The sequence below is a fragment of the Streptomyces sp. NPDC045026 genome, assembly GCF_056432625.1.
In genome coordinates this window covers 156,557-177,956 of record NZ_JBWKIS010000002.1, presented here as the reverse complement: position 1 = coordinate 177,956, position 21,400 = coordinate 156,557, and the positions used below count along the sequence as shown (strand labels likewise).

At 69.2% G+C, this 21,400-nt stretch carries 38 protein-coding genes and 1 tRNA gene; 5 read left to right on the top strand and 34 right to left on the bottom strand.

The annotated features are described in order from the left end of the window. Positions 1 to 29 precede the first annotated feature (29 nt). On the top strand, positions 30 to 1,502 hold the full coding sequence (locus AC07EJ_RS04460; protein WP_478883738.1) for a peptide deformylase: 1,473 nt from the start codon (positions 30 to 32) through the stop codon (positions 1,500 to 1,502). Positions 1,503 to 1,583: 81 nt separating this feature from the next. Then, complete coding sequence (locus AC07EJ_RS04455; protein WP_478883737.1) at positions 1,584 to 1,796, top strand: hypothetical protein; 213 nt, start codon at positions 1,584 to 1,586, stop codon at positions 1,794 to 1,796. On the opposite strand, the gene AC07EJ_RS04450 is transcribed toward AC07EJ_RS04455, so the two are convergent. The 33 genes from AC07EJ_RS04450 to AC07EJ_RS04290 all read right to left on the bottom strand — a co-directional run bounded on the left by AC07EJ_RS04450 (position 1,793) and on the right by AC07EJ_RS04290 (position 18,632). After that, positions 1,793 to 2,431 carry a hypothetical protein gene (locus AC07EJ_RS04450; RefSeq protein ID WP_478883736.1) on the bottom strand — a complete coding sequence of 213 codons (639 nt, stop codon included), beginning with the start codon at positions 2,429 to 2,431 and terminating at the stop codon, positions 1,793 to 1,795. The genes AC07EJ_RS04455 and AC07EJ_RS04450 overlap by 4 nt on opposite strands. A 262-nt stretch (positions 2,432 to 2,693) precedes the next feature. Next, positions 2,694 to 2,999: a hypothetical protein gene (locus tag AC07EJ_RS04445; protein ID WP_478883735.1), complete on the bottom strand. Its 306-nt coding sequence runs from the start codon at positions 2,997 to 2,999 to the stop codon at positions 2,694 to 2,696. Continuing rightward, positions 2,996 to 3,343: a hypothetical protein gene (locus AC07EJ_RS04440; RefSeq protein ID WP_478883734.1), complete on the bottom strand. Its 348-nt coding sequence runs from the start codon at positions 3,341 to 3,343 to the stop codon at positions 2,996 to 2,998. The genes AC07EJ_RS04445 and AC07EJ_RS04440 overlap by 4 nt, the downstream gene beginning before the upstream one ends. Continuing rightward, positions 3,340 to 3,576 (bottom strand): hypothetical protein, encoded by a 237-nt coding sequence (locus AC07EJ_RS04435; protein ID WP_478883733.1) that lies wholly within the window; start codon positions 3,574 to 3,576, stop codon positions 3,340 to 3,342. The genes AC07EJ_RS04440 and AC07EJ_RS04435 overlap by 4 nt, the downstream gene beginning before the upstream one ends. 14 nt (positions 3,577 to 3,590) lie before the next feature. Further along, on the bottom strand, positions 3,591 to 3,779 hold the full coding sequence (locus AC07EJ_RS04430) for a hypothetical protein (RefSeq protein ID WP_478883732.1): 189 nt from the start codon (positions 3,777 to 3,779) through the stop codon (positions 3,591 to 3,593). A gap of 55 nt (positions 3,780 to 3,834) precedes the next feature. Continuing rightward, positions 3,835 to 4,569, bottom strand: coding sequence for a hypothetical protein (locus AC07EJ_RS04425; protein ID WP_478883731.1), 735 nt, complete (start codon positions 4,567 to 4,569; stop codon positions 3,835 to 3,837). A gap of 125 nt (positions 4,570 to 4,694) precedes the next feature. Then, on the bottom strand, positions 4,695 to 5,057 hold the full coding sequence (locus AC07EJ_RS04420; RefSeq protein ID WP_478883730.1) for a hypothetical protein: 363 nt from the start codon (positions 5,055 to 5,057) through the stop codon (positions 4,695 to 4,697). A 28-nt stretch (positions 5,058 to 5,085) separates the two neighbouring features. Continuing rightward, a complete protein-coding gene (locus AC07EJ_RS04415) occupies positions 5,086 to 5,460 on the bottom strand; it encodes a DUF4326 domain-containing protein (protein WP_478883729.1) in 375 nt (124 codons plus the stop codon). Further along, positions 5,457 to 5,657 carry a hypothetical protein gene (locus AC07EJ_RS04410; protein ID WP_478883728.1) on the bottom strand — a complete coding sequence of 67 codons (201 nt, stop codon included), beginning with the start codon at positions 5,655 to 5,657 and terminating at the stop codon, positions 5,457 to 5,459. Before AC07EJ_RS04410 ends, AC07EJ_RS04415 begins: the two co-directional genes overlap by 4 nt. Positions 5,658 to 5,886: 229 nt before the next feature. Then, the gene (locus tag AC07EJ_RS04405) at positions 5,887 to 6,348 is read right to left on the bottom strand and encodes a hypothetical protein (protein ID WP_478883727.1); all 462 of its coding nucleotides are present in this window, start codon (positions 6,346 to 6,348) and stop codon (positions 5,887 to 5,889) included. Further along, a complete protein-coding gene (locus tag AC07EJ_RS04400) occupies positions 6,345 to 6,635 on the bottom strand; it encodes a hypothetical protein (RefSeq protein WP_478883726.1) in 291 nt (96 codons plus the stop codon). Before AC07EJ_RS04400 ends, AC07EJ_RS04405 begins: the two co-directional genes overlap by 4 nt. Then, positions 6,632 to 7,972: a DnaB-like helicase N-terminal domain-containing protein gene (locus AC07EJ_RS04395; protein WP_478883725.1), complete on the bottom strand. Its 1,341-nt coding sequence runs from the start codon at positions 7,970 to 7,972 to the stop codon at positions 6,632 to 6,634. Before AC07EJ_RS04395 ends, AC07EJ_RS04400 begins: the two co-directional genes overlap by 4 nt. After that, on the bottom strand, positions 7,973 to 8,785 hold the full coding sequence (locus AC07EJ_RS04390; RefSeq protein WP_478883724.1) for a hypothetical protein: 813 nt from the start codon (positions 8,783 to 8,785) through the stop codon (positions 7,973 to 7,975). A 47-nt stretch (positions 8,786 to 8,832) separates the two neighbouring features. Next, a complete protein-coding gene (locus AC07EJ_RS04385) occupies positions 8,833 to 10,536 on the bottom strand; it encodes a DNA cytosine methyltransferase (protein WP_478883723.1) in 1,704 nt (567 codons plus the stop codon). After that, a complete protein-coding gene (locus AC07EJ_RS04380; RefSeq protein ID WP_478883722.1) occupies positions 10,536 to 11,498 on the bottom strand; it encodes a hypothetical protein in 963 nt (320 codons plus the stop codon). Before AC07EJ_RS04380 ends, AC07EJ_RS04385 begins: the two co-directional genes overlap by 1 nt. Beyond that, complete coding sequence (locus tag AC07EJ_RS04375; protein ID WP_478883721.1) at positions 11,495 to 11,734, bottom strand: hypothetical protein; 240 nt, start codon at positions 11,732 to 11,734, stop codon at positions 11,495 to 11,497. Before AC07EJ_RS04375 ends, AC07EJ_RS04380 begins: the two co-directional genes overlap by 4 nt. Beyond that, the gene (locus AC07EJ_RS04370; protein WP_478883720.1) at positions 11,731 to 12,105 is read right to left on the bottom strand and encodes a hypothetical protein; all 375 of its coding nucleotides are present in this window, start codon (positions 12,103 to 12,105) and stop codon (positions 11,731 to 11,733) included. The genes AC07EJ_RS04375 and AC07EJ_RS04370 overlap by 4 nt, the downstream gene beginning before the upstream one ends. Positions 12,106 to 12,167: 62 nt before the next feature. Continuing rightward, positions 12,168 to 12,968 (bottom strand): ATP-binding protein, encoded by an 801-nt coding sequence (locus AC07EJ_RS04365; protein WP_478883719.1) that lies wholly within the window; start codon positions 12,966 to 12,968, stop codon positions 12,168 to 12,170. Positions 12,969 to 12,979: 11 nt separating this feature from the next. Further along, positions 12,980 to 13,816, bottom strand: a complete 837-nt coding sequence (locus AC07EJ_RS04360; protein WP_478883718.1) for a PD-(D/E)XK nuclease-like domain-containing protein — start codon at positions 13,814 to 13,816, stop codon at positions 12,980 to 12,982. Further along, complete coding sequence (locus AC07EJ_RS04355) at positions 13,813 to 14,142, bottom strand: hypothetical protein (protein ID WP_478883717.1); 330 nt, start codon at positions 14,140 to 14,142, stop codon at positions 13,813 to 13,815. The genes AC07EJ_RS04360 and AC07EJ_RS04355 overlap by 4 nt, the downstream gene beginning before the upstream one ends. A 166-nt stretch (positions 14,143 to 14,308) precedes the next feature. Beyond that, positions 14,309 to 14,749 carry a hypothetical protein gene (locus tag AC07EJ_RS04350; RefSeq protein ID WP_478883716.1) on the bottom strand — a complete coding sequence of 147 codons (441 nt, stop codon included), beginning with the start codon at positions 14,747 to 14,749 and terminating at the stop codon, positions 14,309 to 14,311. After that, positions 14,746 to 15,198, bottom strand: a complete 453-nt coding sequence (locus AC07EJ_RS04345; protein WP_478883715.1) for a hypothetical protein — start codon at positions 15,196 to 15,198, stop codon at positions 14,746 to 14,748. The genes AC07EJ_RS04350 and AC07EJ_RS04345 overlap by 4 nt, the downstream gene beginning before the upstream one ends. Then, positions 15,195 to 15,443 (bottom strand): hypothetical protein, encoded by a 249-nt coding sequence (locus AC07EJ_RS04340; protein ID WP_478883714.1) that lies wholly within the window; start codon positions 15,441 to 15,443, stop codon positions 15,195 to 15,197. The genes AC07EJ_RS04345 and AC07EJ_RS04340 overlap by 4 nt, the downstream gene beginning before the upstream one ends. Continuing rightward, positions 15,443 to 15,658, bottom strand: a complete 216-nt coding sequence (locus AC07EJ_RS04335) for a hypothetical protein (protein WP_478883713.1) — start codon at positions 15,656 to 15,658, stop codon at positions 15,443 to 15,445. Before AC07EJ_RS04335 ends, AC07EJ_RS04340 begins: the two co-directional genes overlap by 1 nt. Beyond that, a complete protein-coding gene (locus AC07EJ_RS04330; RefSeq protein ID WP_478883712.1) occupies positions 15,655 to 16,269 on the bottom strand; it encodes a hypothetical protein in 615 nt (204 codons plus the stop codon). The genes AC07EJ_RS04335 and AC07EJ_RS04330 overlap by 4 nt, the downstream gene beginning before the upstream one ends. After that, the gene (locus AC07EJ_RS04325; RefSeq protein WP_478883711.1) at positions 16,266 to 16,583 is read right to left on the bottom strand and encodes a hypothetical protein; all 318 of its coding nucleotides are present in this window, start codon (positions 16,581 to 16,583) and stop codon (positions 16,266 to 16,268) included. The genes AC07EJ_RS04330 and AC07EJ_RS04325 overlap by 4 nt, the downstream gene beginning before the upstream one ends. Next, positions 16,580 to 16,858 carry a hypothetical protein gene (locus AC07EJ_RS04320; RefSeq protein ID WP_478883710.1) on the bottom strand — a complete coding sequence of 93 codons (279 nt, stop codon included), beginning with the start codon at positions 16,856 to 16,858 and terminating at the stop codon, positions 16,580 to 16,582. The genes AC07EJ_RS04325 and AC07EJ_RS04320 overlap by 4 nt, the downstream gene beginning before the upstream one ends. Next, entirely contained in the window at positions 16,855 to 17,085 is a 231-nt protein-coding gene (locus tag AC07EJ_RS04315) for a hypothetical protein (protein WP_478883709.1), read from the bottom strand. Before AC07EJ_RS04315 ends, AC07EJ_RS04320 begins: the two co-directional genes overlap by 4 nt. Beyond that, positions 17,082 to 17,516, bottom strand: a complete 435-nt coding sequence (locus tag AC07EJ_RS04310; RefSeq protein WP_478883708.1) for a hypothetical protein — start codon at positions 17,514 to 17,516, stop codon at positions 17,082 to 17,084. Before AC07EJ_RS04310 ends, AC07EJ_RS04315 begins: the two co-directional genes overlap by 4 nt. Next, entirely contained in the window at positions 17,513 to 17,767 is a 255-nt protein-coding gene (locus AC07EJ_RS04305; RefSeq protein WP_478883707.1) for a hypothetical protein, read from the bottom strand. Before AC07EJ_RS04305 ends, AC07EJ_RS04310 begins: the two co-directional genes overlap by 4 nt. Then, on the bottom strand, positions 17,764 to 17,991 hold the full coding sequence (locus AC07EJ_RS04300) for a hypothetical protein (protein ID WP_478883706.1): 228 nt from the start codon (positions 17,989 to 17,991) through the stop codon (positions 17,764 to 17,766). The genes AC07EJ_RS04305 and AC07EJ_RS04300 overlap by 4 nt, the downstream gene beginning before the upstream one ends. 90 nt (positions 17,992 to 18,081) lie before the next feature. Next, the gene (locus tag AC07EJ_RS04295; protein ID WP_478883705.1) at positions 18,082 to 18,375 is read right to left on the bottom strand and encodes a hypothetical protein; all 294 of its coding nucleotides are present in this window, start codon (positions 18,373 to 18,375) and stop codon (positions 18,082 to 18,084) included. Then, the gene (locus tag AC07EJ_RS04290; RefSeq protein ID WP_478883704.1) at positions 18,372 to 18,632 is read right to left on the bottom strand and encodes a helix-turn-helix domain-containing protein; all 261 of its coding nucleotides are present in this window, start codon (positions 18,630 to 18,632) and stop codon (positions 18,372 to 18,374) included. The genes AC07EJ_RS04295 and AC07EJ_RS04290 overlap by 4 nt, the downstream gene beginning before the upstream one ends. A 164-nt stretch (positions 18,633 to 18,796) precedes the next feature. On the opposite strand from AC07EJ_RS04290, the gene AC07EJ_RS04285 reads away from it, so the two are divergent. The 3 genes from AC07EJ_RS04285 (at position 18,797) to AC07EJ_RS04275 (ending at position 21,177) form a co-directional block, all read left to right on the top strand. Further along, positions 18,797 to 19,309, top strand: coding sequence for a helix-turn-helix domain-containing protein (locus AC07EJ_RS04285; RefSeq protein WP_478883703.1), 513 nt, complete (start codon positions 18,797 to 18,799; stop codon positions 19,307 to 19,309). Between the two features lie 94 nt (positions 19,310 to 19,403). After that, positions 19,404 to 19,811: a hypothetical protein gene (locus AC07EJ_RS04280; protein ID WP_478883702.1), complete on the top strand. Its 408-nt coding sequence runs from the start codon at positions 19,404 to 19,406 to the stop codon at positions 19,809 to 19,811. Positions 19,812 to 19,833: 22 nt separating this feature from the next. Next, complete coding sequence (locus AC07EJ_RS04275; protein ID WP_478883701.1) at positions 19,834 to 21,177, top strand: hypothetical protein; 1,344 nt, start codon at positions 19,834 to 19,836, stop codon at positions 21,175 to 21,177. Positions 21,178 to 21,274: 97 nt separating this feature from the next. Here AC07EJ_RS04275 and AC07EJ_RS04270 read toward each other — a convergent pair. Beyond that, a tRNA-Val gene (locus tag AC07EJ_RS04270) sits at positions 21,275 to 21,346 on the bottom strand. Positions 21,347 to 21,400 lie beyond the last annotated feature (54 nt).

The window sequence follows — 21,400 nt, the reverse complement described above, 5'->3', positions numbered from 1 at the left end:
ACAACTCACTCATAGGCACAGGGGGAGCGATGCAGGCGGCAGCCGAGGCGTTCATTGCCGAGCTGAAGCACTGGCGCGACGTGCGAGGGATGAGCCAGTCGAGGCTCGCCCGCGAGGTCGGCTACGTACCGTCCTACGTGTCGAAGGTCGAGGGCGGCCAGCTGCCAGCGTCAGAGGAGTTCGCCGAGAAGGCCGACGACGCCCTCCAGGCCGGCGGTGCCCTGCGTCGGACCTACCGGGAGATCGCTCGACATGGCAGCCCGGTCGCCCCTCACCCGGGAGGGAACGCCGAGGACACGCACGCGACGAGCCTGATCGTGGAGCACGAGGACACGACGCTCCACTACGACGGGCACGTCTACCGGGCGACGCAACGCCGCCGGCTCTACAACGACTCCCCCGACCCGGTCACCCGCTACCTGGTTCGGATCTCCGTCGACCGCTACCCCGGCGACCCGGAGCGCTCGAACCAGCACTACCGAGAGAACCCGCTCACCTGGGAAGAGATCGGCCTGAGCGCGTCGATCGACGGCGAGCCGCTGACGTGGAAGGTCAAGCATGACCGGGACGCGTTCAAGGAGCTTTGGCTACTCTTCGGACGGTTCCCGCTCTACCCGGGCGAATCGGTATGGCTGGAGTACAGCTACACCGTCGGTGACAACAAGTGGGGCTCCTGGTTCCAGCGCGCGGTACGCCTGCCCACGCACCGCATGAGCGTCCGCCTGGCCTTCCCGACCGAACTCGACCCGGTCGTGTGGGGCACCGAGACCAGCATGACCGCAGAGGCTATGCCGCTGCGCACCGCGATACGCCGTACCGAAGAGGCCGACCGACGCGTGTTCTCGTGGTCCACCGAAGACCCACCGCTGCACGCCCGCTACCGCCTCGAATGGAAGTTCCGAGCTAGCCCCGACACCGAGGAGACCAGGCAGGAAATGATGACCGAGGCGACAGCAAGTGAGCGGATGCGCGCCGTAGGCGTCGTCCAGGAAGGCGACCCGATCCTGGCCAAGACGGCCCGCACTTTCGACCTGCCTGCCGAGGCTGAGGATGCTCGCAGAGTCGTCGCCGAGCTCATCTCCGCTTGTGAGCGCGCGTCTGGCGTTCACGTCTTCGGCAAGGGCATGGGGATGGCGGCGCCGCAGATCGGCATCGACCGGGCCGCGGCGATCGTCCGCGCCCCGGACGGCGAATCCATCACGCTGTTCAACCCGCGCATCGTGGAGGAGTCTCCGGAGTCCGACGAGCAGTACGAGGGCTGTCTGTCGTTCTTCGACGTGCGCGGCAAGGTCCCTCGCCCGCTCGCGATCAGCGTCGAGCACCAGGACATCGACGGCACGCAGCGGATCACCATCTTCGAGCGCGGCCTGGCCCGCCTCGTAGCCCACGAAGTCGACCACCTGCACGGCCAGTTGTACCGGACCCGCATGCGGGAAGGCGTCGAGCCGATCCCCGTCTCCGAGTATCGAGGCACCGGCAACACCTGGCAGTACGGCCGCTGAGCACAGCAAGGAGCCCCCGCCCGATTGGGCGGGGGCTTCTTTGTGCCCGTAACCGGCCTGCTGTGGCGCCGTTGCGTGGGCATGGATGAGATCACTGACGCCGTGTTCCGCGACCAGCCCGCAGACTTCGTTGCGCCCGAGCCCCCTGCCCCATTGCTGCCGCTGTTGACGTTGGAGGAGGCGCAGGACGCGATCGAAGTGCTGAGGTACTACGGGACGGAGAGCAACTGGTACGGCGACACTGCGACCCGGTTGGCCCGAGAGCTCGCCGCCCGGGTCCCGTCGCGCGACTAGGCCGCGCTCCTGTCGGCCAACGGCAGGTCGAGGAGGTCGCTGTGTCCGTGCTGCTGCTGGCAGTTGGGGCAGCGGAGGCCGAGCGTGTCGAGGGTGAAGCCGAGCCGCTGCTGGCACGGGCAGACGACGTACAGGCGGCGGGGCGGGCGTTCGCCGGTGACTTGCGCTTCGCACTGACGCCGCAGCTGGCCTATCTCGCGGGCGAACTCGTCGAAGGCGGCGTGCCGTTCGGCTGCCCACGGGAGCAGAGTCCGCAGCCGGCCAACGGCCTGGTCGCACTGCTGCTGCAGGCCGCCTTCCCAACGGGGGTGCCGATAGTCGAGGAGCTCGTGCCAATCGACGATCCACGTCTGCAGGACGGTGACGACTCCCCCGCGGGCCATGAGCGACAGCGGTTCGAGACGCAGCGGGAGCGGGGCTGTGCGGCTTCCGGAGACCGCCGGGCCCCCGTTGCCGCTGCCAGGCATGAGCCGGCCGCTGAGGCGGGCGTACAGGCCGTCATCCCCGGCGAGCGCGCGGAGGTCGCGGTCGATGCGTTCGGTGCAGGGCCGGCAGGCCTGGTGTCCCAGCTCGTCGGCATAGAGGCCACTCCGGCAGATCGTGCAGGCGGGGGCGGTGACGTCGTCGAGGGACATTGGCGGGTGCTCCATTCGGCGGTATTGCAGTTACGGGCTGCGCGTTGGCGCGTTGAACATGCATGAGCAGAAGTCGCAGGTTGCGGGAGCTATCGGGCCCGGCGGCGTTCGACCAACTGCAGGCACAGTTGGCCCGTGCTGCCGCCGGGATGGCGAGTCGAAAGTCGCCCCGCCAGAAGGCCGTTGAGGGGGCGCTTCACCCTCCGGGCGGGGAGCCGGATGACAGCCACGGCGAGGCGGCGCCGCCCGGCTCAGGCTGAGGTCACTCGCCCTCCTTCTCCAGCGGCCAACGGCGGTCGGCTGCAGCGCATTCGGCTATCGACGGGCCGTCGTAGGCGGGCTCGAGCTGACCGAAGGCCTGGAGGACTTCCCGCAGGGCGTTGATGGCTTCGCGGTAGCCGTCGCCCCACGCGTCGCTGCGGGTGATGTCCTCGCCGATGAGGTCGCGGCAGCCTTCGATGGCGCCGCGGAGTTGGCTGGTGCCGAGTGCGCGGCGGATGGCCTTGCGCCGCCACGCGTCCGCTTCGGCACGCAGCTGCTCGAGCTGGGCCAGTTCGGGACGGATCATCGCTGCGCGCACTTCCCTTCGATGATCACGGCGGCGCGGTCCCAGTCGAGGCTGTCGTCGCCTGCGCCGTCGCGGAGTTGGCCGGCGGCCCATTCGGTGCCGAAGAGGTCGATGCCGTCGCACATGGCGGTCTTGTCGGTCTCGCTGGTCTGGTCCCAGGTGAGGTCGACGACGGCCTGCGTCATGTCGTCGTCGGCGGAGGCGGGCGGCGGGGCCGTGTCGCCTTCGATGGCGGGCTCGGCGGTGACGGTCTTCGTCGGGGTTGCGGCCGGGGCGGCGGTCCCGCAGGCGGTGAGGGCGGCCAGCAGCAGGACGGCAGGCAGGGCGTGACGGACACGGATCATCGGACGGTCTCCTTGGTCGGATTGGGGATGAGCCCGCGAGTGCGGGCGGTACGAACGGCTGCTGCTCGGCGCTGGTTGCGGGGCAGGTGGGTGACGTCGAGCCGCTGGTATGCCTCGGACAGGCGGGCGGCGACCTGCTGACGGGTTGTGCCGACGCGGGCCGCGACGACGGCGAGCGGTGCACCGTCGGCTGCGGCGGTCAGGACGGTCGACTGCCGCGGAGTCAGTGGCATGCGGGCCGGGCCTCTCACGCCTGCCTCCTGGGCTTCTTGAGGCGGCCTTCGCGGATGGCGTGCTGGCGGACGGCTTCCTCGATGACCGTGGCGGGGACCAGGCCGGGGAACAGGTCGCGGAGCATGACCTCGACGTTCGCGCTGATGTAGCGGCGGCGTGCCGGCTTCTTCGGCAGGTTCGCGGCCGGCTTGGGAGGCTTCACGTACTGCTCCTGTGCGGTGGGTGGGGCGGCGGCCGGAACCACCGCCCCAGGGCGGTCAGTTGGCGGTGTCGAAGCTGTTCCCGGGGCAGTGGACGTAGGCCATTCCGGGCTGCGGCCACCACGAGTGCGGCATGTGCGGCTGGTGGAGTTCCGCTCGGCTGCACGGATCCACCGGCACGCCGGCGGTGACGACGTGGTCCCCGTCGTGACCGGCGGGCTTGATGCAGCCGGAGCCGTCACCCGGGCCCTTGCCGTAAGGGCAACTGGCTGCCGCGAAGGCGTCGGCGGGCTGCTCCCCCGCCTGCTGCGCCTCCAACTCGTCCGCCTTGCGGTGGAGTTCGGCGGCCCAGTCGCACGGGCAGTCCATGAACGCTTCGTCGGCGTCCGTATGGTCCGGGCAGTGCGCGGTCCAGTCGTTGGCGACCTCGCGCAATACGGCGGCCCGGTCGATGTGCGCCTCCAACGCGGCCTGCTCGGCGGTCTCCTCGCGGTCGATCGCTTCGTTGGCGCGCTTGTTCTCCGTGGTCAGCAGGTCGCGCAGTTGCGCCTTCTCGGCTTCAAGTTCAAGCACTCGGTCCCAGAGGCGGCCAACCTCTTCATCGGCGCCTGTGATGCGGTGGGGCGCTGCGGCGATGGCGGCGGCGGTGCTGACGTACCCGTGGTGGTGGGACTCGCGGGGGTCTCCGCAGTATCCGCAGAGTCCGATCGTGTCGGCGGACACAGACGGCACGGCGGTCGCGGCCGGGTTCGGAGCGGGCGGCTGGGCGGGGTCGTGGGACTCGACGGTCATGCAGGCGATGCATGGGTCTGTGCACCCAGCCGCGGTCGGGTCGGTGGTCATGGTCGTCTCCGGGGTCTCGTGGGATCGTGTGGGGTGCAGCGCCCGGCTATCACCCGGGCGCTGCGCTTGCGTGGTCACAGCAGGCTGAGGTCGAGGAGCGTCACGGGCTGGGCGCCGGGCTCGCTTTCGCTGCTGAGGTCGAAGAACCACTCGCAGTCCGGGTCTTCGTACTCATTGGCCGGGTCGTACTTCCGGAAGATCGCCCAGTGCTCGGAGACCGCCTGACGCCAGTCGCCGCCGGTGGCGTTCCGGTCGTCGACAAGGTTCTCCAGGCCGACGAACACGCGGCCGTGCCGGTTGAAGGCGGCGAAGGCACGGCGGATGCCGGGGTGGCCAAGGGCGATCAGGTCGCCGTCCTCGCCGACATGGGCGACGGGGATGCCGTAGTGCGTGGCTTCCATCTCCGGGGCGCCGATGATCTCGGGTGTTGTGTTCATGTGCTGCTCCTTCGGGTCGAGTTGGGGATCACGGGGTGGGGCCATTTGCCAGCCGCAGCAGGACGGCCGCATGGCAGTGGTCGGGCTGGCCGGGCTCCGGGAGCGGGCAGGTGCAGGCGAGGTCTTTGCCGCGCAGCGTGTGGAGTTCGGCGAGGACGCGGCGGCGGTCGAAGACCTGGCGGCCAATGCGGTACGTCTGCTCGAACCAGCCGCCTGCGGTGCCGACGCGCAGCCACTCGCCGTAGTTCGCGGCGCAGGCGCTACGGGGGTCGCCCATCTCGGCTTCGATGGCGTCCTTGATCGTGAACGGGTTTCCGAAGCGGCTGGGCCGGCTGACGATCACGCAGTTGTCGGGCTTGCGCCAGCCGCGGGTGCGGCGGCGCTGGATACGAGTCGGGCTCATCGCTGGCCCTCGCAGCGCTGCAGCTCGGCGTAGCAGCTGTTGCACATGTCGACGACGCCGCCGTCCTGGTAGCCCATGTCGACGGACACGAGCGTGTTCTCGTCGTCACAGGTGCACGGGTCGGGAGTGTCGGCCTGGCGCGGGTGGCCGTCAGCCTCGTCAAGCTCGATCGCGTTCATGTCGGGGCGGTATGACATGGGGTTCTCCTTGGCGGTCACAGGGACCAGAGGGTGGGTTGGTGCTCGGTCAGCGGTAGTTGGGTCTGGCCTTCGATCTGCGGTTCGGATGCGGGCGGCTCTGCTGTGCGCCTCGCTGGCGTTCTCGGCGCCGTAGCTGACGCGGGGCCTTCGCGGGCTGCCAGGCCGGGAGACGGGCGCTGAGCCCCGCTCTCGGCCCGCTCCATGCCGGAGGCGACTGTCGCTGGCATCAGGCGGCCTCGCGCGCCGGCTTGTGCTCATCCGGCAGGTCGGCGTCGCAGTAGAAGCCGATGCTGGCCCCGAAGTCGTGCAGTTCGACGACCTTCCACACCGCGACGTTCGTGCAGGCGGGGCGGCCGTCCTGCTGGCGGTGGAAGTTGGTGGTGCACTCCTCCGGTTCCGAGCCGGTCATGATCCAGCCGGTCGGCTTGCGGAAGACGCGGACGACAGGCCCGAAGTCGGGATCGTCCAGCTCGTCGCCCTCGGGCTCGTCCGGCTCGCAGTCGTCGTGCACTTCGGCCGGGTCACCGGCCTTGATGCCGCAAGCGCAGCACTCGAGGAAGTCGCCGCTCTCGCCGGTGGCCGGGTTGGCCCAGCTCACGAAGTGGAGGTTCTCTGCCGTGCCGCAGTCCTGGCAGGCGAGCGGTCCGGTGTAGCCGTGGACGTGGGCGATCTCGGTCGTGATGGTCATGCGGTGTCTCCTCGACTGAGGTGCTTGCGGGCGCGGGCGATGGCGGCCAGCTCGTGGACTTGGGCGGTGACCTGCCGGTTGAAGATCGGCGAGTCGGCGATGGGCTCGGGCGGTATGGCGCGGCCGGGGACGATCTGCCAGCCGCACGTCCAGACGTGGCCGCAGTTGGGGCAGCGGTAGCCGGCGATGATCCCCTCGGCGCCGTCGCGGAGCGCGGACTCCGGGAGGACGTCGTAGGTGGGGCACGCCCCGCAGGCGTCGCCGTAGAGCGGGTTGTGGTCGGTCACCAGATGGCTCCTGTCTCGGAGTAGCCGCTGAACTGGTCGGCGTCGATGGGCTTGTAGGACTGCCAGGGCCACTTCTCGCCCTGCTTGATGAAGGTGGGCCAGGCGCGTTCGTCGCGGCTTCCGCGCCAGGGGACGACTCGTCGGCCGCGGGCGCCTTCGACGTTCTGTGCGGACTTCTCGTCCTCGACGGGGCGCAGGCCGAATCCGAACTCGGGCCAGCGCATCCACAGGCTGCTGCCGAGGGGGCGCAGGGAGCGGGGGCCGATGTTGCCGCCGTGGGGGGCGTGGGCTTCCATGAGGACGGTGCAGCCTGCGGTGGCGCGGGCTTCGTCGATGACGACGCTCACCTTGCGGGCGAGCTCTTCGTCGTTGGGGTTGCCGGCGTGGAGCCGGTAGACGGGGCCGATGATCAGCACGTCAGGCTTGATCTTCTCGACGCGGCGCATCACCCAGGCCCGGTCCGACGGGCGCGTCAGGTCGAGGCCGGCGGGGCGGCACTCGATGTGGAACTGGCCGCGGCGCACGGGCTGATCGAGGCTTTCAGCAGCGGCGATGAGCGGGCGGAACTTGCGGCGGGACGCGGCTTCGCCGTTCTCGCAGTCGAGGGTGAGCACCTTGACGGGATCGATCGTCTTCCACGTGTCGAACGGGTGGATGCCAGCGGCGAGGGTGATGGAGATCTGCCGGAGCAGAGTCGACTTGCCGCCGCCTTCACTCGCCGTAAGGATCAGCCGGTCCTGCCGTTCGAGGAGGCCGGGGACGACCCAGTCGTAGACGTCGTCGTGCTGGATGAAGTCGAGGATGTCCTCGGTGGGCAGGTCTTCGGAGGCCATGCCGCGGTCGCGGAGGTCGCGGGATTCAGCGACGGTGCGCTCGATGAGGTCGGTCGTCTCGCCGGTGGTGCTGTACCCGGCCTGGACGGTGCGGGTGCCGAGCTCGATGAGAGAGCGGCGCAGTCCTCGGTCCTGGACGATCTCGGCGTAGTACTCGCCGTTGGCGGCAGTGGGTACGGCGCGGACGAGTTCGTACAGGTACTGGGTGCCGCCGACCCGCATGAGGTCGCCGGTGTCAGCGAGGTACTTGCCGAGGGTGATCTGGTCGACGGGCAGGCTCCGCGAGTCCATGTGCAGGATGGCGGCGAAGATCACCTGGTGGCGCTGCTGGTAGAAGGCGGCGACCTCGACGGCGTCGCGGACTTCGTTGAGAGCAGTCTTGGAGAGCAGGCAGGCACCGAGGGCGCACTGCTCAGCTTCGAAGTCCTGCGGCGGGACGCGCTCCAGCGGGATGTCCGCGAAGTCGGGCTCGATGTCGGTGGTCATCTCGATGTCGGTGGTCATTTAGAAGATCCCCCTGTCTTCGGGGCTTTGGCCGACGGCACGGAGATGCGGTCGGGATGCGTGGACGCGGGTGCCTTCCGCCGGCTTGGGCGGAAGCTCAGCCCAGCCGCGCATGAAGTACTTCGCGGAATCGACCGGCGTGCGGTCTGCGGTACGACGGGCGTAGGCGATGAGCGCCGGGGTGCCGCACTTGCTGATCAGTGAGATGAGCGGGAACCACTGGTTGCCGGTGAAGGGCCACCGCACGACGACGCCGCTTGCGGTCATTCCGTCGACGAGGGGGCGGACGACGTCGGGGATGCCGTAGTCGTCCTGCTGCTGCCCTTCCGGCTCCCCCTCTTGCCTGCTGGGTGAATGGGATGGGGAGTGTGGGCCGAAATCCGGCCCACTAGAGGGCCGAAATCCGGCCCTCTCTGGGTCAGAATCCGGCCCACTAGCGCGATCATGGTTAGGGCCTAGTGGGTCAGAATCCGGCCCACTAGGAGTGGTCGGCTCGTCCTCTAGCGGGCCGAAATCCGGCCCACTAGAGTTCGCCGGACGGACGTATCCAGCGGCCTTCGGCAGCCGGTACTGCGACGGGCGCGTGCCCTTGCCGAGCTCCCTCAGCTCAAGCTCCCCCGACTGCAGGGCCGCCTTGATCGCGGCCTTGACCGTCGATCGCGGGACGTTGAGCGCCCCCATGAAGTCGGCATAGCTCAGCCGCACCACGCACCTGGGGGTGCGCACCTGGTCCGCCACGTAGAGCATGGCGATCCTTGCGTTCCCCTTTGACTGGGAGTGGTTCCACACCCAGTGCATGGCGTCCAAGGTCACGGCGGTCTTCTTCCTTGCGGTACGGATAAGGCGGTGTGCGGTGCGGACTAAGCCGCGGCTACGAGCTCGGGCTCGGCGTGCCGCTCGATGGCCTCGCCGGTGACGGCTTCGACGAGGGCGCAGAGGATGACTTCGGCCGCGTTGGGCGTGACGGCGTTGCCGTACTGGCGGACCTTGTCGCGCTTGGAGCCGAGGACGATGTAGTCGTCGGCGAAGCTCATGGCCCGGCCGATCTCGTGGGGCTCGAGCATCCGGAACCGCACGTCGTTGATGTCGACGTCGCCGCGCACGAGGGCGTACCGGTCGCGGGTGGAGAGCGCACCGATCGGCTCCCTGACCGTCCTTGCGGTCCCGTTGCTGTAGTAGGGGACGAGCATGTCCTGCCAGGTGACGAGCGACTGGTGGCCCGTCGTGGTCAGGGTCCGCATCGGCTCGGTCGCGCTGGTGCAGTGCTCTCCGCCGGCTCCCTTGCTGCCGTTGTTGCGCATGACCATGGCCCCGATGTCGGGCGTGACGAGACCGTGGTGGTTACCGGAGGCCGTGACCGTGGCCAGGGCGTCGGTGACGGAGCGGGCGATCGAGCCACCGCCGCGGAGCTCGGCGATGAACGGCAGCCAGGCGAGGCCGGTTTCGTTGCGGGTGGTCATGGTGCGCAGCGGGTCGTGGGCGCTGCGGGCTTCCTTGCCGTCGCGGCCTTCGACGGGGACGAGGAGCGGCGGGACCATCAGTCCGTCGTTCTCTCGTGTGGTGCGCGTCGCCATCGGTTCGCCGACGCTGACCGCCGAATCTCGCCACGTGCCGCCGGCCGGGACCATCATCGGGACGGGGCGGGAGAACTTCTTGAGCCCGGCTTCGATCCGGGCGATCGTCTTGTCGGCGAGGGGCTTGGTGCGGTCGCCGATGCGCTGCCCGGGGATGGACCAGTCGATCGCGGCGGCAGCGGGCAGCGCGTCGGGCTCGACGATCTGGTTCCGGCACGAGGTGCTCGGGCACCGGTAGACGTACTGGGTGCGGTAGCGGCCCATGTCCCGGCCGGGGGTCTTGAAGACCTGCATGGCCTGGACGTGCTTGTCGCAGCCAGAGCACCAGGCGCGGGGGCGCAGCCACTTGTCCCAGTCGGGGGTGCGGCCGAGGGACTCGTGCCAGTAGCCGACGTACAGGCGGTCGCGGGACTGGGGCGCGGCGTGCACGGACCGGGGGTTGGCGTGCATGGAGTTCAGGGCGATGATCCGGGTGCGGTAGCCCATCTTGTGGAGCTCGCCGATCCACCGGTCCCACTGGTCCCAGGCCCGGACGTCGGTCACGTTCTCGACGACACCGGCCTTGACCAGGCCGCCGCGCTCCTGAACGCCGCGCAGGTACAGCGGCACCTCTTCCATCAGGGCACGGGACTCCTCCTCCAGGTCGGCCGGCTCCTCCTCTTGGGCCTCGATGAGGAGGTCGAGGAGGCTGCCCTGCATGGCGTTGTCGAAGTCGCGGCGCTTCCCCTTGGCCACCGACCAGTTCGTGCACTCCGGGGAGGCCCAGAAGATGTCGGTGACGGGCCACTCCCAGACCGGGGCGGTGCGGATGTCGCCGCGGTAGTGGCTCGCCTCCGGGAAGTTCGCCTCGTGCGAGTCGATCGCCTTGGCCCAGTGGTTCGCAGCCCTGGTGACCCGGACGCCGGGTACGGAGTGCGCGCCCTGGCTGGAGCCGCCCGCACCGCAGAACCAGTCCATGACCGTGAGCGCGTCGTTGTCGTTGCGATACATCAGGCGGCTGCTTTCTCGGCGGAGGGGTGGCGGACGAGGGCCTGCTGGAGGTGCTGCCGTGTGACGCCGAGCCGCTGGGCGGCCTGCTCGTAGTCGAGGCCGGAGACCCGCATGAGTTCGCGGGCGTCGTGGGCGAGATCGGCTTCGCGGGTGGAGGCTGCGGCGCGGGCGGCGAACTGGAGCTGGTTGCGCTTCTTGCCGTCGATGTCGGCGTGCTCAGCGAGCCAAGCCGTGTGGGCGTCCTTGCAGCGCTGGCACATGGGCAGCTTCTGATTGCGGTGCATCCAGTAGCCGCGGTCGGTGCCGCATTCGCCGGTCCAGTCGGGCGAGGCGTTCGGGTCGTCGATGGTGTCGTCGTCCCAGACAGCGGGCGGGGCCCAGCCTTCGGCTACGGCTCGGTTGCGGGCTCGCACGTTGTTGCCCGGCTGGCCTGCCCCGCGCTTGTAGAGGGCGGCGACGTCTCGTGCGAGCTGGGCGGTGACCCGCTCCGCTCCGTGGGTGATGAGCTTGCCGAGGGGGGTCCTGTGGACACCGATCGCGGCGGCGATGCGGGCCACGGGGTGACCGATGGCGATCAGGGCGCGGACGCGGCGGATAGTGCCGGTCGCGTCGACGTAGGACTTGCCCTTGACGATGTCGATGCGGGGCTGCGCGGCGAGGATTCGGGCTGCAAGGTCAGCGCGAATGGTGGCGTAGTAGCCGTGGTAAAGGGAGATCACTGAGCGCTCGGAGCAGGTCGCCGCGGTGGCGATCTGGCTTCGTGACCATCCGCTGTCGACGAGGCTGCGGACGTGCTCGATTACAGGGGCGGAGTCGACGCGTCGGTTCTGGTTGCGTGCGCGGTCGAGCCGGTAGCGGCACATGTAGTGGTAGTTCGCGCGGCGGCACTCGGGGAGGCGGCAGCCGGCGAGGTAGCAACGGCGCTCGCCGTGCTTCGGCGGCGTCTTTGTCGCGGTCGTCATGACTGCTGGTCCTCCTCTCGGGCTTCGTTGATGGCGGCGATCAATCGGCGTGCACCGGGGTGGTTGGCGTACTGCTCCAGGCGCCGGAGTTCCCGTCGGATGCGGTAGCGGCGGACGGCGTGGTCGGCGGCAAGCCGGCCGAGCTGAACGACGACCCAGGCGAAGCCGCCGTAGAGGCCCAGTGCGGCGAGGGCGGCCAGCCAGGCGGCGCCGTAGGCGGCGATCACGTCCGTCATGCGGCTGCCCTCCCCTGGCTGCGGGCGGCCCGACGCTGGGCCGCTATCGCGCGGCCCTTGTCGGTCAGAGTCCAGACGGCTATGCGGTGGGCGTGGGTGTTGGCCTGTGTGGACGGGACCATGCGGTCGGTGTGCTCGATGACTCCGGCCGTGCGGAGGCTGTTGATGGCAGCGCCGAGGAGGCCGGGGCCGAGGTCGGGGAGAACATCCCGGAAGTCGTTGCAGCTGAACTCGGTGACGGCGGTCCCGAAGTGAAGGACGGCCTGCTCGACGAGGAACCGGTCCCACTCGGAGTGGCGGGCGATGTCGTCGAGGAGCGCGTCCTTCTCCATGGAAACGAGCCGCTCGGCGACCGTGAGGCGCTTGGTCATGATGTGTTCTCCTAGTTCCGAGGGCTGCCGCAGGTTCGGGCCGCGGCAGCCCTCAACAGCGGTTACTGGCCGATGGGCTCGTCTGACGGCGGGCCGGCGGGCTCGGTCTCGGGGTCGGAGCTCAACCAGGCGAGGAGCGGGGCGGCGATGACGGCCGCGCCGTTGGGCCGGTCGAAGATCTTGCGGTTGAGGCCGGGGCAGCGGGACTTGAGGACTTCGAGTCGGTTGTCGATGTCCATGGCCAGGGCCAGATCGAATTCGTACTCGATGCCCTTGCGCTGTTCGGGGCGGGTGCCGACCTGCTTCGGCTTGCCGTTCTCCAGGACCCACTCGGTGTAGGAGCGCATCGAGGCGACGACGTGGCCGGGGTAGGCGAGGATCGCGGCGACCATGTCGTTCTGAAGGGGGGTGCCGTCCTTCCAGCCGGCGAACTTGTTACCGCCGTACTTCGACTTGGCTCGCTCGACCTGGTCGAGGGTGCCGTCGGCTCCCTTCCAGAAGTGGGACAGGGAGTCGACGAAGACCGTCGGGTAGCCCGCCTGCGCGGCAGCGTCGAGGGCGCGGCCGAGGTCTCGGGGGTCGTAGCGGTCCATGGAGAGGCTGTCGAACTGGATGCCGCCGATCCCGGCGTAGAGGCTGGCTGCTCCCTTCTCTGTGTCGATGACGGCGAACTTGCGGCCCTCAGAAAGGCCGTGACAGATGCCGAGGCCGGTCCAGGTCTTGCCGGAGCCAGACAGGCCCTGGATGGAGATGCGGGCCTTTCGTCCGGCCTTGCTGGCGGGGCGGAACGCGAACTGGTCGGCCGAGCCGTTCTGTTCGGCGGCCTGTCGCCCCGTGCGAACGGGCGGCGGAAGCTGGGACATGAGTGGTTCTCCTAGGCGTATTCGCGCTCGACCCAGGCGGGGAGCGAGGTGTAGGGGGCTTCGAGGTAGCCGGGCCACTCGCCGCTCTCGCGGCAGATGGCGTAGGTGTTGAGGGCCCGCTCATTGAGGTGCCGGCCGATGCCGCGGGCGGTCGGGTCGCAGGTGGTGACGACGACCAGATGCGGCGGGTCCTTCTCCTGGATCACGAACTGGAACGGCTTGTCGGGGTCGGCCACGTCGAGGGCGATGCCGCCGTCGATGTAGAACTCCTGTTGCTGGTGGTAACCCCAGTCGTGGAACATGCGCGGCAGGTCGTCGGGGTTGGCGGACTTGGTGGTCTTGTAGTCGACGATCTGTCCGTCGTGGCGCAGATAGTCGAGGCGGGAGCGGCGCCAGATGCCGCGGTCCTGCCAGAAGAGGGACTGTTCGGCGACGCCGGATCCGGGCTCCAGGAGGTGCGCGGCGTCCGGGTTGGCACGGAGGGCGCCGGCCATGGCGTGGACTTGGTCCAGCTCGTGGCGCTTGAGCGGGACGCCGCCCTCGGCGCGTATGGCGGCGACCTCGGCCTTGACGGCGTTGGTGTTCCAGCGGTCGGCGTCGACGAGGACGAGCTCGGGGCCGTCGTCGAGCACGAGCTTGTGCGCGGCGGTGCCCAGATCGAATGCCTTCTTCGCCGGCTGCGGATTGTCCAGCCAGTAGCGGAACTTGGCGGGGCATTCGGTGGCGAGCTTGCGGGCGCCGCTGGAGGAGAGGCTGCCGCCGGGGACCGGGTCGGAGTGGTACAGCTTCTCGTCGATGTCGTATACGCCGGGCTGGACCTCCTCCGGCACCTCGACGGCGGCGGTCATGCGGCCGCCTCCATGCAGGTCTCACAACGGCCGGCCAGGTCGAACGGCCCAGCGCTGTCGCCGCACTTGCAGCCGAGCGGCCCCTCGCCCGTGGCGATGCGCAGGAGGTTGGCGATGCCGTCCACGCTGCTACCGGCGAGGAACATGGCGGCGACCAGCTCCGGGTAGGCGGTCCGGAGACGATCCGTGTTCACGACGTCGGCTGCGTCAACGGCCTGCATGAGGCGCTGGGTGAAGCTGCCGGGCTGGTATCCGCCCTCGACGCCGTAGTGCCAGAGGACGTGGCGGGCGGTTCCCGCCGGGATGGTGGGGCTTTCGGTGCTCATGGTTCTCGCTTTCGGGTGTGGTGAAGGGGGGCCGCCGCCCCGCCAGGGGGGTGTCAGGGCGGCGGCCCTGGTGCCGCGGAGCACTTGGGGGAAGCGCGTCACACGGCGTCTGTGGGGGTTGTGGGCGCCGGGCCGGGGGCCGTGGGACATCCGCCGGCCCGGCGAGTCAGGCGGCGGGCGGGAGGCCCGGGTCGGCGGAGGCGCCCTTGGCGGAGATGCGGATGAGGGGGCCGAGCAGTCCGGCGTCTGCTGCCTCGCGCAGGGACCGGACGTCGATGGGTGCGGTGGCCTGGTCGGCGCCGTTGCTGGTGTCGCGTTCCATGGGCGGGACGGTGACCGCGTCCCGGTTCGCGAGTTCGGCGCGCAAGGCCTGCACCTCGTCGGTCAGCTCGGCGTTGTCGGCCTGGAGCTGGACGACGACTTCCTCGGCTTCGGCCTGCATGGCGCGGGTCTCGGTGAGGTCCCGCTCCTGCAGTGCGACGTGGTCCCCGGCTCGGTGCGTGATGGTCAGCAACCGGCGGTTCTCGTCGCGGAGTTCGGCGACCTTGTCGACGGCGCGACGGTTGCCGGTGCCGCGGAGGGCCGGTATGCGGGCGGTGATGCTCACGACGCCTCCCACGTGGCGATGGCGGCGCGAAGGCTGTCGGCCTGGTCCCAGTCGTCGCAGGGCTCGGCGGGGAGGCCGGTCGGCTTCCAGGGGTTCGAGGTGCGGATTTGGCGGGCGACGTTGGCGACGGCGAGCGGGTCGGCACACTGCGGCAACGTCGGGACGTAGTACGCCTCGCGCTCGCCGACCCCGTGGCCGTTGACGGGCATGGCCTGCCACGCTCCGGCGGGGTGGTCCCACAGCAGGACCAGGCCGGATGTGTCGGTCTCGTCGTCGCCGAGCCAGGTGATGACGGCGCTGAGCATCGTGGTGCAGCCCGCATCGTCGCCAGTGGCGTAGGGGTCGGTCTCGGCGTCGGAGGTCCAGTAGCTGTCGGGTTCCAGGTCGGCCGCGGTGAGCGCCTCGATGACAGCGGTGATGTACGGGTCGTGCGGCAGGGCGGCGGTCACGAGTCCCCTCCTTGGGGCGGGCAGGTGCAGTCGGTGGTGTCGGTGTGGCCGTCGGCGCAGCGGCAGTCGGGCCGGCCGGGGCAGTCGTCGCAGCCATCGAGGGCGAGCCGTGCGGCGCGGATGGTGGCGAGGAGCTTGGAGACTCTGCGCCGGAGCCCGTCCCGCTCGCCGACCACGAGGACATGCGCCGCGCGGAGTCCTGCGAGCTCGTTCTCGAGGGCCGTCGTCTGGCCGAGGGCCGCCATCACGCGCCACCCTCGCTGAGGAAGTCGGGCAGCTCGTACAGTCCGGAGACGATCGACGCGATGACGTCCGGGTCCGTGATCCACGCAGGGATCGCGGGCCGCTGGGTTACGCCGAGGCCGCTCAGGAGTCCGGGCAGGATCACCGGCTCGGCGGTGACCGGAGTGGACGGAAGGCCGACGAGGTCGATGGTCGGCTCGGTGGCTATCGCGGTCATGCCGCCACCGCCTTTACGCGGGCGGCGTCGTACAGGTCGATGCCGTGGCGGATCGCGAAGCAGGAGTGCAGGAAGCCGGGCGTGTAGTCGCGGAAGTTCCACTCCCACGTCTCGCCGAACGTCCAGTCCTGGTACCGGAAGTCCTCCAGCGCCTGCCGGGCGCCCGCCTCGTGGCTGATGTCGCCCCACTCGAAGATGTCGCGGGTGACCTCGGCGCCGATACCGCGCGGGGCGTCGCCCTCACGGATGGCGTCGACGACGTACTGCTTGACCTGCCGCTCGAACAGCTCGTCATCGAACCCCTCGACCTCGTCGCGTCCGGCGCGGACCTTCTCCTGCCAGTAGCCGGGGTTGATCTCGCCGCTGAACGCGGTGCGCCGGAACAGGTCGAACATGTCCGGGGTCGCGTCGATGTCGAAGTGGAACGTCCAGCCCGCCTTGACGACGAGGTTGTACGGCCACGTGATCAGCTCGAACGGGTAGCTCGGGTAGCGGCCGAACGAAGACTCCGCGCTGCCCTCGAAACGCAGGTGCCGGTACAGGCCGTCCTCGTGCAGCACCGTCATCCCGTGGTGGGCGAACCGGGCGGCGATCTCGGGGTAGTCGCTCATGCCGCCACCGCCGTGAGGAGCGCGAGGTTGCTGCTGTAGCCCACGAGTTGGACACCGCAGTCGGCAATGGAGCCGAAGCCGGAGAGGACCATCGTCGTGTCGCCGGACTGCAGGTTGCGGCGGATCGTTGCCGGGTCGATGGCGAGGGCCTCGCGCCATGCCTCGAAGGTCGACAGGTCTCCGTGGACCTCGAGGTTCAGCCGCTCTGGGGAGTGCCTGGAGATGTGCACGTCGACGGCCGGCAGATCGGGGTGGTCGGCGGCCAGGAGGCGCAGCAGCGCGAGCGGGCGCGACAGGTCAGCGAACGTGGTCACGAGGCGCCTCCGGGGCGGATGTCGATGTGGGTGAGGCAGATGCCGCCCGCGTAGCCCTCGACGGACACGACGGGGGCGCCGTGGCCGAGATTCCAGGCCGGCGTGCGGGTGACCGTGACGAGGCGCGTGCAGGGGTCCTTCTCGCCCTTGAAGGCGCGGCCCTCCTCGGCGGCCTTTCCGTAGCCGACAGCCACGGAGTGCTCGGGGCGGACGGAGGGGTAAGCCGTGACCGGAGTGCCAACCGGGTACAGGGCGTTGAACTCATCGGCAGTCACGAGGCGCCTCCGGGCGTCTGGTCGTTGAGGGCGGGGATGGTGGAGTCGGGGTCGACGTCGTGGAGGAGGTGCCGGTACTCGGCGAGCTCACCTGCGGCGGCCGGCTGCGGGTGGCCGAGGAGCCACTGCAGGCGGGCGGCGGAGAGGTCGACCTTCCACTTCGTGGCGGCCTCGACTTCTGCGAGCGGCACGTCCACCGCGTCGATCCGGCGGGGAGTCGTCGTCATGACGTCGCCCCCTCGTCCTCGCGGCGCCACAGGGCCTCGGCGTCGTCGCGAAGCTGCGACAACTGGGCCGCGCCCTCGTGGTCTCGGTCCTGCTCGGCTTGCGAGATCAGCTCGGTGTAGGTGCCGAGGATTTCGGCCCGCTGCTTCTCGATGCCGGGGCGCTTCAGCTCGTCGCGTTCGGCGCGGACCGCGGCCAGCTCGGCGAGGAGCAGGTCGACGTCCTCGCGGGCGTGGCGGACGAACGCCTCGTCGGCTTCGGCGTCGTCGCCCTCACCGAAGTCCAGCGTCCCGATGCCGCGGAGGTGGCCGCCACCGGTCCACGCGTAGTAGTCCTTGCCGTAGCCCTCGCACAGCCTCCACGGTCCGGGCGTTGCGGCTTCGGCGCGGGCGGCGATCTCGGCTTCGCGCTGCGGCGACAGGCGGGCGTTCATGACAGGCTCCTCAGGTTGGAGCCGACGCGGGCCGGAAGCTTCGCGAGCTGCTTGGTGGCCTCGGCGTGGATCGCGAGGATCTCCTCGCGGTCGCCCTGGTCCTCGACGTCGAACGGGGCGCGGAAGCGGGACAGGGCACGCTCCGCGTCATCCAGACGGAAGACGTCGGTGAGGATCGACTCCGGGGTCTGCCGGAACGTGAAGACCTGTACAGCCGACGGGGCCGGGAGCATCCGGGGGAAGCGCTTCATGCCGCACCGCCGCAGATGCAGTCGGGAGACGCCGGCCAGCGGCACGGGGACTGGTGCGCGGCCTCCGTCCACTCGCTGTCGGCGCCGGTGCGCTGGACGAGCGTCATGTCCGGGTAGGTGCTGGCGATCACGGCCGCGTCCGAACGGATCGTCGTGGGCCAGTGGATGTCGCCGTTCGCCAGGCGAACGCCGTACTCAGTCTGGTTCTGGGATGATGAACTCACGGTTCACTCCTGTTTCTTCACGGTTCACGGGGTGGATCGAGGCCCCTGCTGCCGGGCTTAGGCCCCCGGCGGTTGGGGCCGTTTGCCGCTCTAGGCGGCGGTGGAGTGCTGGGCCGTCGCCTTGGGGGCGGCGAACGGCTTGACCGTGTAGCGCTCGACGAGCGCGACGATCTGCGATCCGGTGAGGTAGTTGTCGCGGCCGTTGAAGACGTAGTCGATCTCGCGGCGGGCGATCATGTCGGCGATGCTGCGGCCGGAGAACGGAGCCCAGCGAGCGGCCTCATACGGCGTGTAGTGGAAGAGCAGACCTTCGGCGGTCTGCGGAGCGGGAAGGTCTTCGCGGATCTTCGGCTCGCGCTTACGCGTGGCCCTGGGGGCGGTCATCGCGGCTTCTCCTCGTGGGTGATGTCTTTGGGGGTGGCACCCAGGGCATCCGCGAGCCGGTCAATGTTGCGCGCGCCCAGGCCGGCCTTGCCGTTCTCCACGCGGGAGAGGTGGCCTTTGTCTATGCCGGTGCGGGCAGAAAGAGCTGCAAGGCTCATTTTCAGAGCCTCCCGTCTGTAGCGGATAGCGCTGGAGTGCGGTCTCACGCTCAGAAAGCTAGCCGTTAATGGCACGCCAGGCAAGCGGCAGTGCAACATCAAGGCTCTTTTTTCTAGCCTTGATGGCGGCGCGCGCCCCCTACCTACCAGTACGCCGCAAGCGCCCCATGCAACCCAAACGCTCCGTTTCGGAGCTAACGCGCAGGTCAAAAGGCTGGATCCCGGCTACGGCGTTGCATGAAAGTGAGGCATGATGGGGAAACATGACCCCAGATTGGGCACGGCTTGGGCACGCCTTCGCGGAAGCGCGGCGCGCAGAGAACCTCACGCAGACTGACGTAGCGGACCGGATCAACGTTTCGCGCACGCCCATCCAGGCGATCGAGCGCGGCCACGCCAGCGGCAAGCCTTTTCTCAAAGTCACCGGGACGATGCGCGCCTACGCGCGCCTCCTCGACTGGACAGACGACTCCATCGATCAGGTACTGGCCGGCGGTGACCCCGAGAAGGTCGCCCCGCCGCCCCCGCCCACCGCGCCCGAGCCTCCGTCGGACCTGCCGCCGGCCATCGCGCTGGAGCTCCGCTCGGGGCAGACCATCGACAGCACGGTCGTGCACCTGGGCCCGGAAGACTCGGACGCTCGCATCATCGTCGTCCTCAAGGGCGAATCCGACATGACTGACGAGCAGTTGGAGGATGCGTGGAGGCGTTGGCGAAAGAGTCGCCGACACCTTCAGGGCATCACATCCGACCCAGAATCCTCACCCGACAACTAGAGATCCTTTTGGGCCAATCGGCACGCCGTGTCCCATAGCGTGCTTACATGTCGGGACACCACCGAGGGGGGGCACCGCTCGGAGTGGGGTTGGCATGTTGAACATGCAGGTGGACCGCGTCGTCATTGGGGCGTACTTCGAGCCTCACATCGTCGACATCGAAGGCGAAGGCTGCATCTTCGTCTTCCACGCGCAGGACATCTCCGTGGAAGGCGCTGCGTACTTCGCGAAGGTGATGACGGATCAGGCGCGCAGGTGGGCGCCCCGCGCCCCGGACATGCCGCGCGGCGGCATCATCCCGGTACGGATAGTGCGCGAGCCAGACATCCCTGAACCGTTCGCGCTCCACCTCGACGACAGCGCATCATCGATCACGTACACCGTCGACATGGAACTCATCAGTGAGCACGGCGCCGAGGTCATCTCCCGGCTGCTGACGGAGCGTTCTCCCCACTGGCACCGCGTCCCTGACGCAGCGCAGAGCCTGCACGACGCAGTCTGAACACGGCGAGACAGGGGGCGCGATGGCCTACGCAGAGAAGGTCTACAAGGTCCGCAACGGGAAGGCGACCAAGCAGTTCACGTGGCGGGCCTGCTACAAGAAGCCGGACGGCAGTAAGGGCACAGAACCCGGATTCCCGACGAAGAAGCTCGCCGAGGATTGGGGCGATCAGCAGGAGGCGGCGATCCGTGCCGGCGCCTGGATCGACCCAGTCAAGGCGCAGACGCGGTTCGGTGACTGGGTCGAGATCTGGAAGAAGGCGAACAAGCCGCGGCCTGGCACTGTGACCCGGCGACGGCATCTGCTCGACCAGATCCTCCTGCCGGCGTTCGAGCACTCGTCGCTGGTCGAGGTGAACAATGTTTTCACGGTGAAGGGCTGGGCGACGCGCGCTGCGAAGCCGCAGGGGCAGCACCATCCGTCGACAGTCAGTCAGGCCCGCAGCCTGCTGAGCACGATCCTCAGCGGGGCGGAGGATGCCGGGTACATCACGGCGAACAAGCTGTACGGGCGGCGGATCATCGTCGGCGCTGATCACCATGACGAGGATGAGGAAGAGGTATGGGCGCAGCCCGATGAGGCGTACCGCCTGTACGACCGACTCGGCAGCGTGCACGGGCTAATGGTCCTGACCGACTGCTACCTGGGTCTGCGCTGGGGCGAACTGACGGGGCTACACCGGGACAACTGCCTGCTGAAGCGTGAGGACCGAATCAACGGGAAGCCCTTCGTTCGCCACGTCCTCCGGATCGATCCGAAGGTCGGGTCGCTCCACGAGGACGAGTTCGAGCTCGACGAGGAGCGGCTCGCCGCGTGGCACGCCGCGGAGGACGCCCGCCTGGAGATGTGCCGGGCCAAGGGCTGGAAGGCGAACCGCCGCAAGGTCCCCAAGGCGGTGGTGGAGTTGTACCTCGGGCCGCCGAAGAACAAGTACAGCGCCCGCGAGGTGGACGTCCCGCCGTTCCTGGCCCGGCTCATCGAGGAGCACATCGAGGCGTGGCCGCACGAGCATCCGTTCTCGACGCCGGGCGGACAGTTCTGGAGGCGCGGGAACTTCGGGCGCGTCCTGAGGCCGGCGGCGAACGGCCGTGACGCATACGCCGGCGCCAAGGGGCACAAGCCGCAGAGCGCGTGGGCCGCGGTCCTGCCGGACTTCACGATGCGCGGGGCGCGGCATACGCACGACACGTGGATGAAGGACGACGGCGTGGACCGGGCTCTGAGGTTCTTGACGATGGGCTGGGTCCCGAAGGATATTGAAGGGACATACGAGCACGTCACGCCTGAGATGCGGAAGCACCGGCTGGACCAGCTCGAGGCCCGCTGGAACCGCGGGCGGCGCGTGGCCCTGGAGGCCGCAAGTTGAGGCCTTCCCGGAGTTGATCTCCTAAAAAACTCCTAAACGATCACAACGGAGCCCCGTACCGATCAAGGTACGGGGCTCCGTTGCTGCTCAAACCCGGTGGGCGCGGACGGTTTCGAACCGCCGACATCTGCCTTGTAAGGGCAGCGCTCTACCACTGAGCTACGCGCCCGGGATGATTCGACAGCCTACCTTGCCCGTGGCGGTACCCCGCAAACCCGTATCG

What these genes read in the sequence shown, in the direction of transcription:
- AC07EJ_RS04460 (WP_478883738.1), top strand. Translation starts at nt 30, where the DNA reads ATGCAGGCGGCAGCCGAGGCGTTCATTGCCGAGCTGAAGCACTGGCGC.
- AC07EJ_RS04455 (WP_478883737.1), top strand. Translation starts at nt 1,584, where the DNA reads ATGGATGAGATCACTGACGCCGTGTTCCGCGACCAGCCCGCAGACTTC.
- AC07EJ_RS04450 (WP_478883736.1), bottom strand. Translation starts at nt 2,431, where the DNA reads ATGTCCCTCGACGACGTCACCGCCCCCGCCTGCACGATCTGCCGGAGT.
- AC07EJ_RS04445 (WP_478883735.1), bottom strand. Translation starts at nt 2,999, where the DNA reads ATGATCCGTCCCGAACTGGCCCAGCTCGAGCAGCTGCGTGCCGAAGCG.
- AC07EJ_RS04440 (WP_478883734.1), bottom strand. Translation starts at nt 3,343, where the DNA reads ATGATCCGTGTCCGTCACGCCCTGCCTGCCGTCCTGCTGCTGGCCGCC.
- AC07EJ_RS04435 (WP_478883733.1), bottom strand. Translation starts at nt 3,576, where the DNA reads ATGCCACTGACTCCGCGGCAGTCGACCGTCCTGACCGCCGCAGCCGAC.
- AC07EJ_RS04425 (WP_478883731.1), bottom strand. Translation starts at nt 4,569, where the DNA reads ATGACCGTCGAGTCCCACGACCCCGCCCAGCCGCCCGCTCCGAACCCG.
- AC07EJ_RS04420 (WP_478883730.1), bottom strand. Translation starts at nt 5,057, where the DNA reads ATGAACACAACACCCGAGATCATCGGCGCCCCGGAGATGGAAGCCACG.
- AC07EJ_RS04415 (WP_478883729.1), bottom strand. Translation starts at nt 5,460, where the DNA reads ATGAGCCCGACTCGTATCCAGCGCCGCCGCACCCGCGGCTGGCGCAAG.
- AC07EJ_RS04410 (WP_478883728.1), bottom strand. Translation starts at nt 5,657, where the DNA reads ATGTCATACCGCCCCGACATGAACGCGATCGAGCTTGACGAGGCTGAC.
- AC07EJ_RS04405 (WP_478883727.1), bottom strand. Translation starts at nt 6,348, where the DNA reads ATGACCATCACGACCGAGATCGCCCACGTCCACGGCTACACCGGACCG.
- AC07EJ_RS04395 (WP_478883725.1), bottom strand. Translation starts at nt 7,972, where the DNA reads ATGACCACCGACATCGAGATGACCACCGACATCGAGCCCGACTTCGCG.
- AC07EJ_RS04385 (WP_478883723.1), bottom strand. Translation starts at nt 10,536, where the DNA reads ATGTATCGCAACGACAACGACGCGCTCACGGTCATGGACTGGTTCTGC.
- AC07EJ_RS04380 (WP_478883722.1), bottom strand. Translation starts at nt 11,498, where the DNA reads ATGACGACCGCGACAAAGACGCCGCCGAAGCACGGCGAGCGCCGTTGC.
- AC07EJ_RS04375 (WP_478883721.1), bottom strand. Translation starts at nt 11,734, where the DNA reads ATGACGGACGTGATCGCCGCCTACGGCGCCGCCTGGCTGGCCGCCCTC.
- AC07EJ_RS04370 (WP_478883720.1), bottom strand. Translation starts at nt 12,105, where the DNA reads ATGACCAAGCGCCTCACGGTCGCCGAGCGGCTCGTTTCCATGGAGAAG.
- AC07EJ_RS04365 (WP_478883719.1), bottom strand. Translation starts at nt 12,968, where the DNA reads ATGTCCCAGCTTCCGCCGCCCGTTCGCACGGGGCGACAGGCCGCCGAA.
- AC07EJ_RS04360 (WP_478883718.1), bottom strand. Translation starts at nt 13,816, where the DNA reads ATGACCGCCGCCGTCGAGGTGCCGGAGGAGGTCCAGCCCGGCGTATAC.
- AC07EJ_RS04355 (WP_478883717.1), bottom strand. Translation starts at nt 14,142, where the DNA reads ATGAGCACCGAAAGCCCCACCATCCCGGCGGGAACCGCCCGCCACGTC.
- AC07EJ_RS04340 (WP_478883714.1), bottom strand. Translation starts at nt 15,443, where the DNA reads ATGGCGGCCCTCGGCCAGACGACGGCCCTCGAGAACGAGCTCGCAGGA.
- AC07EJ_RS04335 (WP_478883713.1), bottom strand. Translation starts at nt 15,658, where the DNA reads ATGACCGCGATAGCCACCGAGCCGACCATCGACCTCGTCGGCCTTCCG.
- AC07EJ_RS04330 (WP_478883712.1), bottom strand. Translation starts at nt 16,269, where the DNA reads ATGAGCGACTACCCCGAGATCGCCGCCCGGTTCGCCCACCACGGGATG.
- AC07EJ_RS04315 (WP_478883709.1), bottom strand. Translation starts at nt 17,085, where the DNA reads ATGACGACGACTCCCCGCCGGATCGACGCGGTGGACGTGCCGCTCGCA.
- AC07EJ_RS04310 (WP_478883708.1), bottom strand. Translation starts at nt 17,516, where the DNA reads ATGAACGCCCGCCTGTCGCCGCAGCGCGAAGCCGAGATCGCCGCCCGC.
- AC07EJ_RS04305 (WP_478883707.1), bottom strand. Translation starts at nt 17,767, where the DNA reads ATGAAGCGCTTCCCCCGGATGCTCCCGGCCCCGTCGGCTGTACAGGTC.
- AC07EJ_RS04295 (WP_478883705.1), bottom strand. Translation starts at nt 18,375, where the DNA reads ATGACCGCCCCCAGGGCCACGCGTAAGCGCGAGCCGAAGATCCGCGAA.
- AC07EJ_RS04290 (WP_478883704.1), bottom strand. Translation starts at nt 18,632, where the DNA reads ATGTTGCACTGCCGCTTGCCTGGCGTGCCATTAACGGCTAGCTTTCTG.
- AC07EJ_RS04285 (WP_478883703.1), top strand. Translation starts at nt 18,797, where the DNA reads ATGACCCCAGATTGGGCACGGCTTGGGCACGCCTTCGCGGAAGCGCGG.
- AC07EJ_RS04280 (WP_478883702.1), top strand. Translation starts at nt 19,404, where the DNA reads ATGTTGAACATGCAGGTGGACCGCGTCGTCATTGGGGCGTACTTCGAG.
- AC07EJ_RS04275 (WP_478883701.1), top strand. Translation starts at nt 19,834, where the DNA reads ATGGCCTACGCAGAGAAGGTCTACAAGGTCCGCAACGGGAAGGCGACC.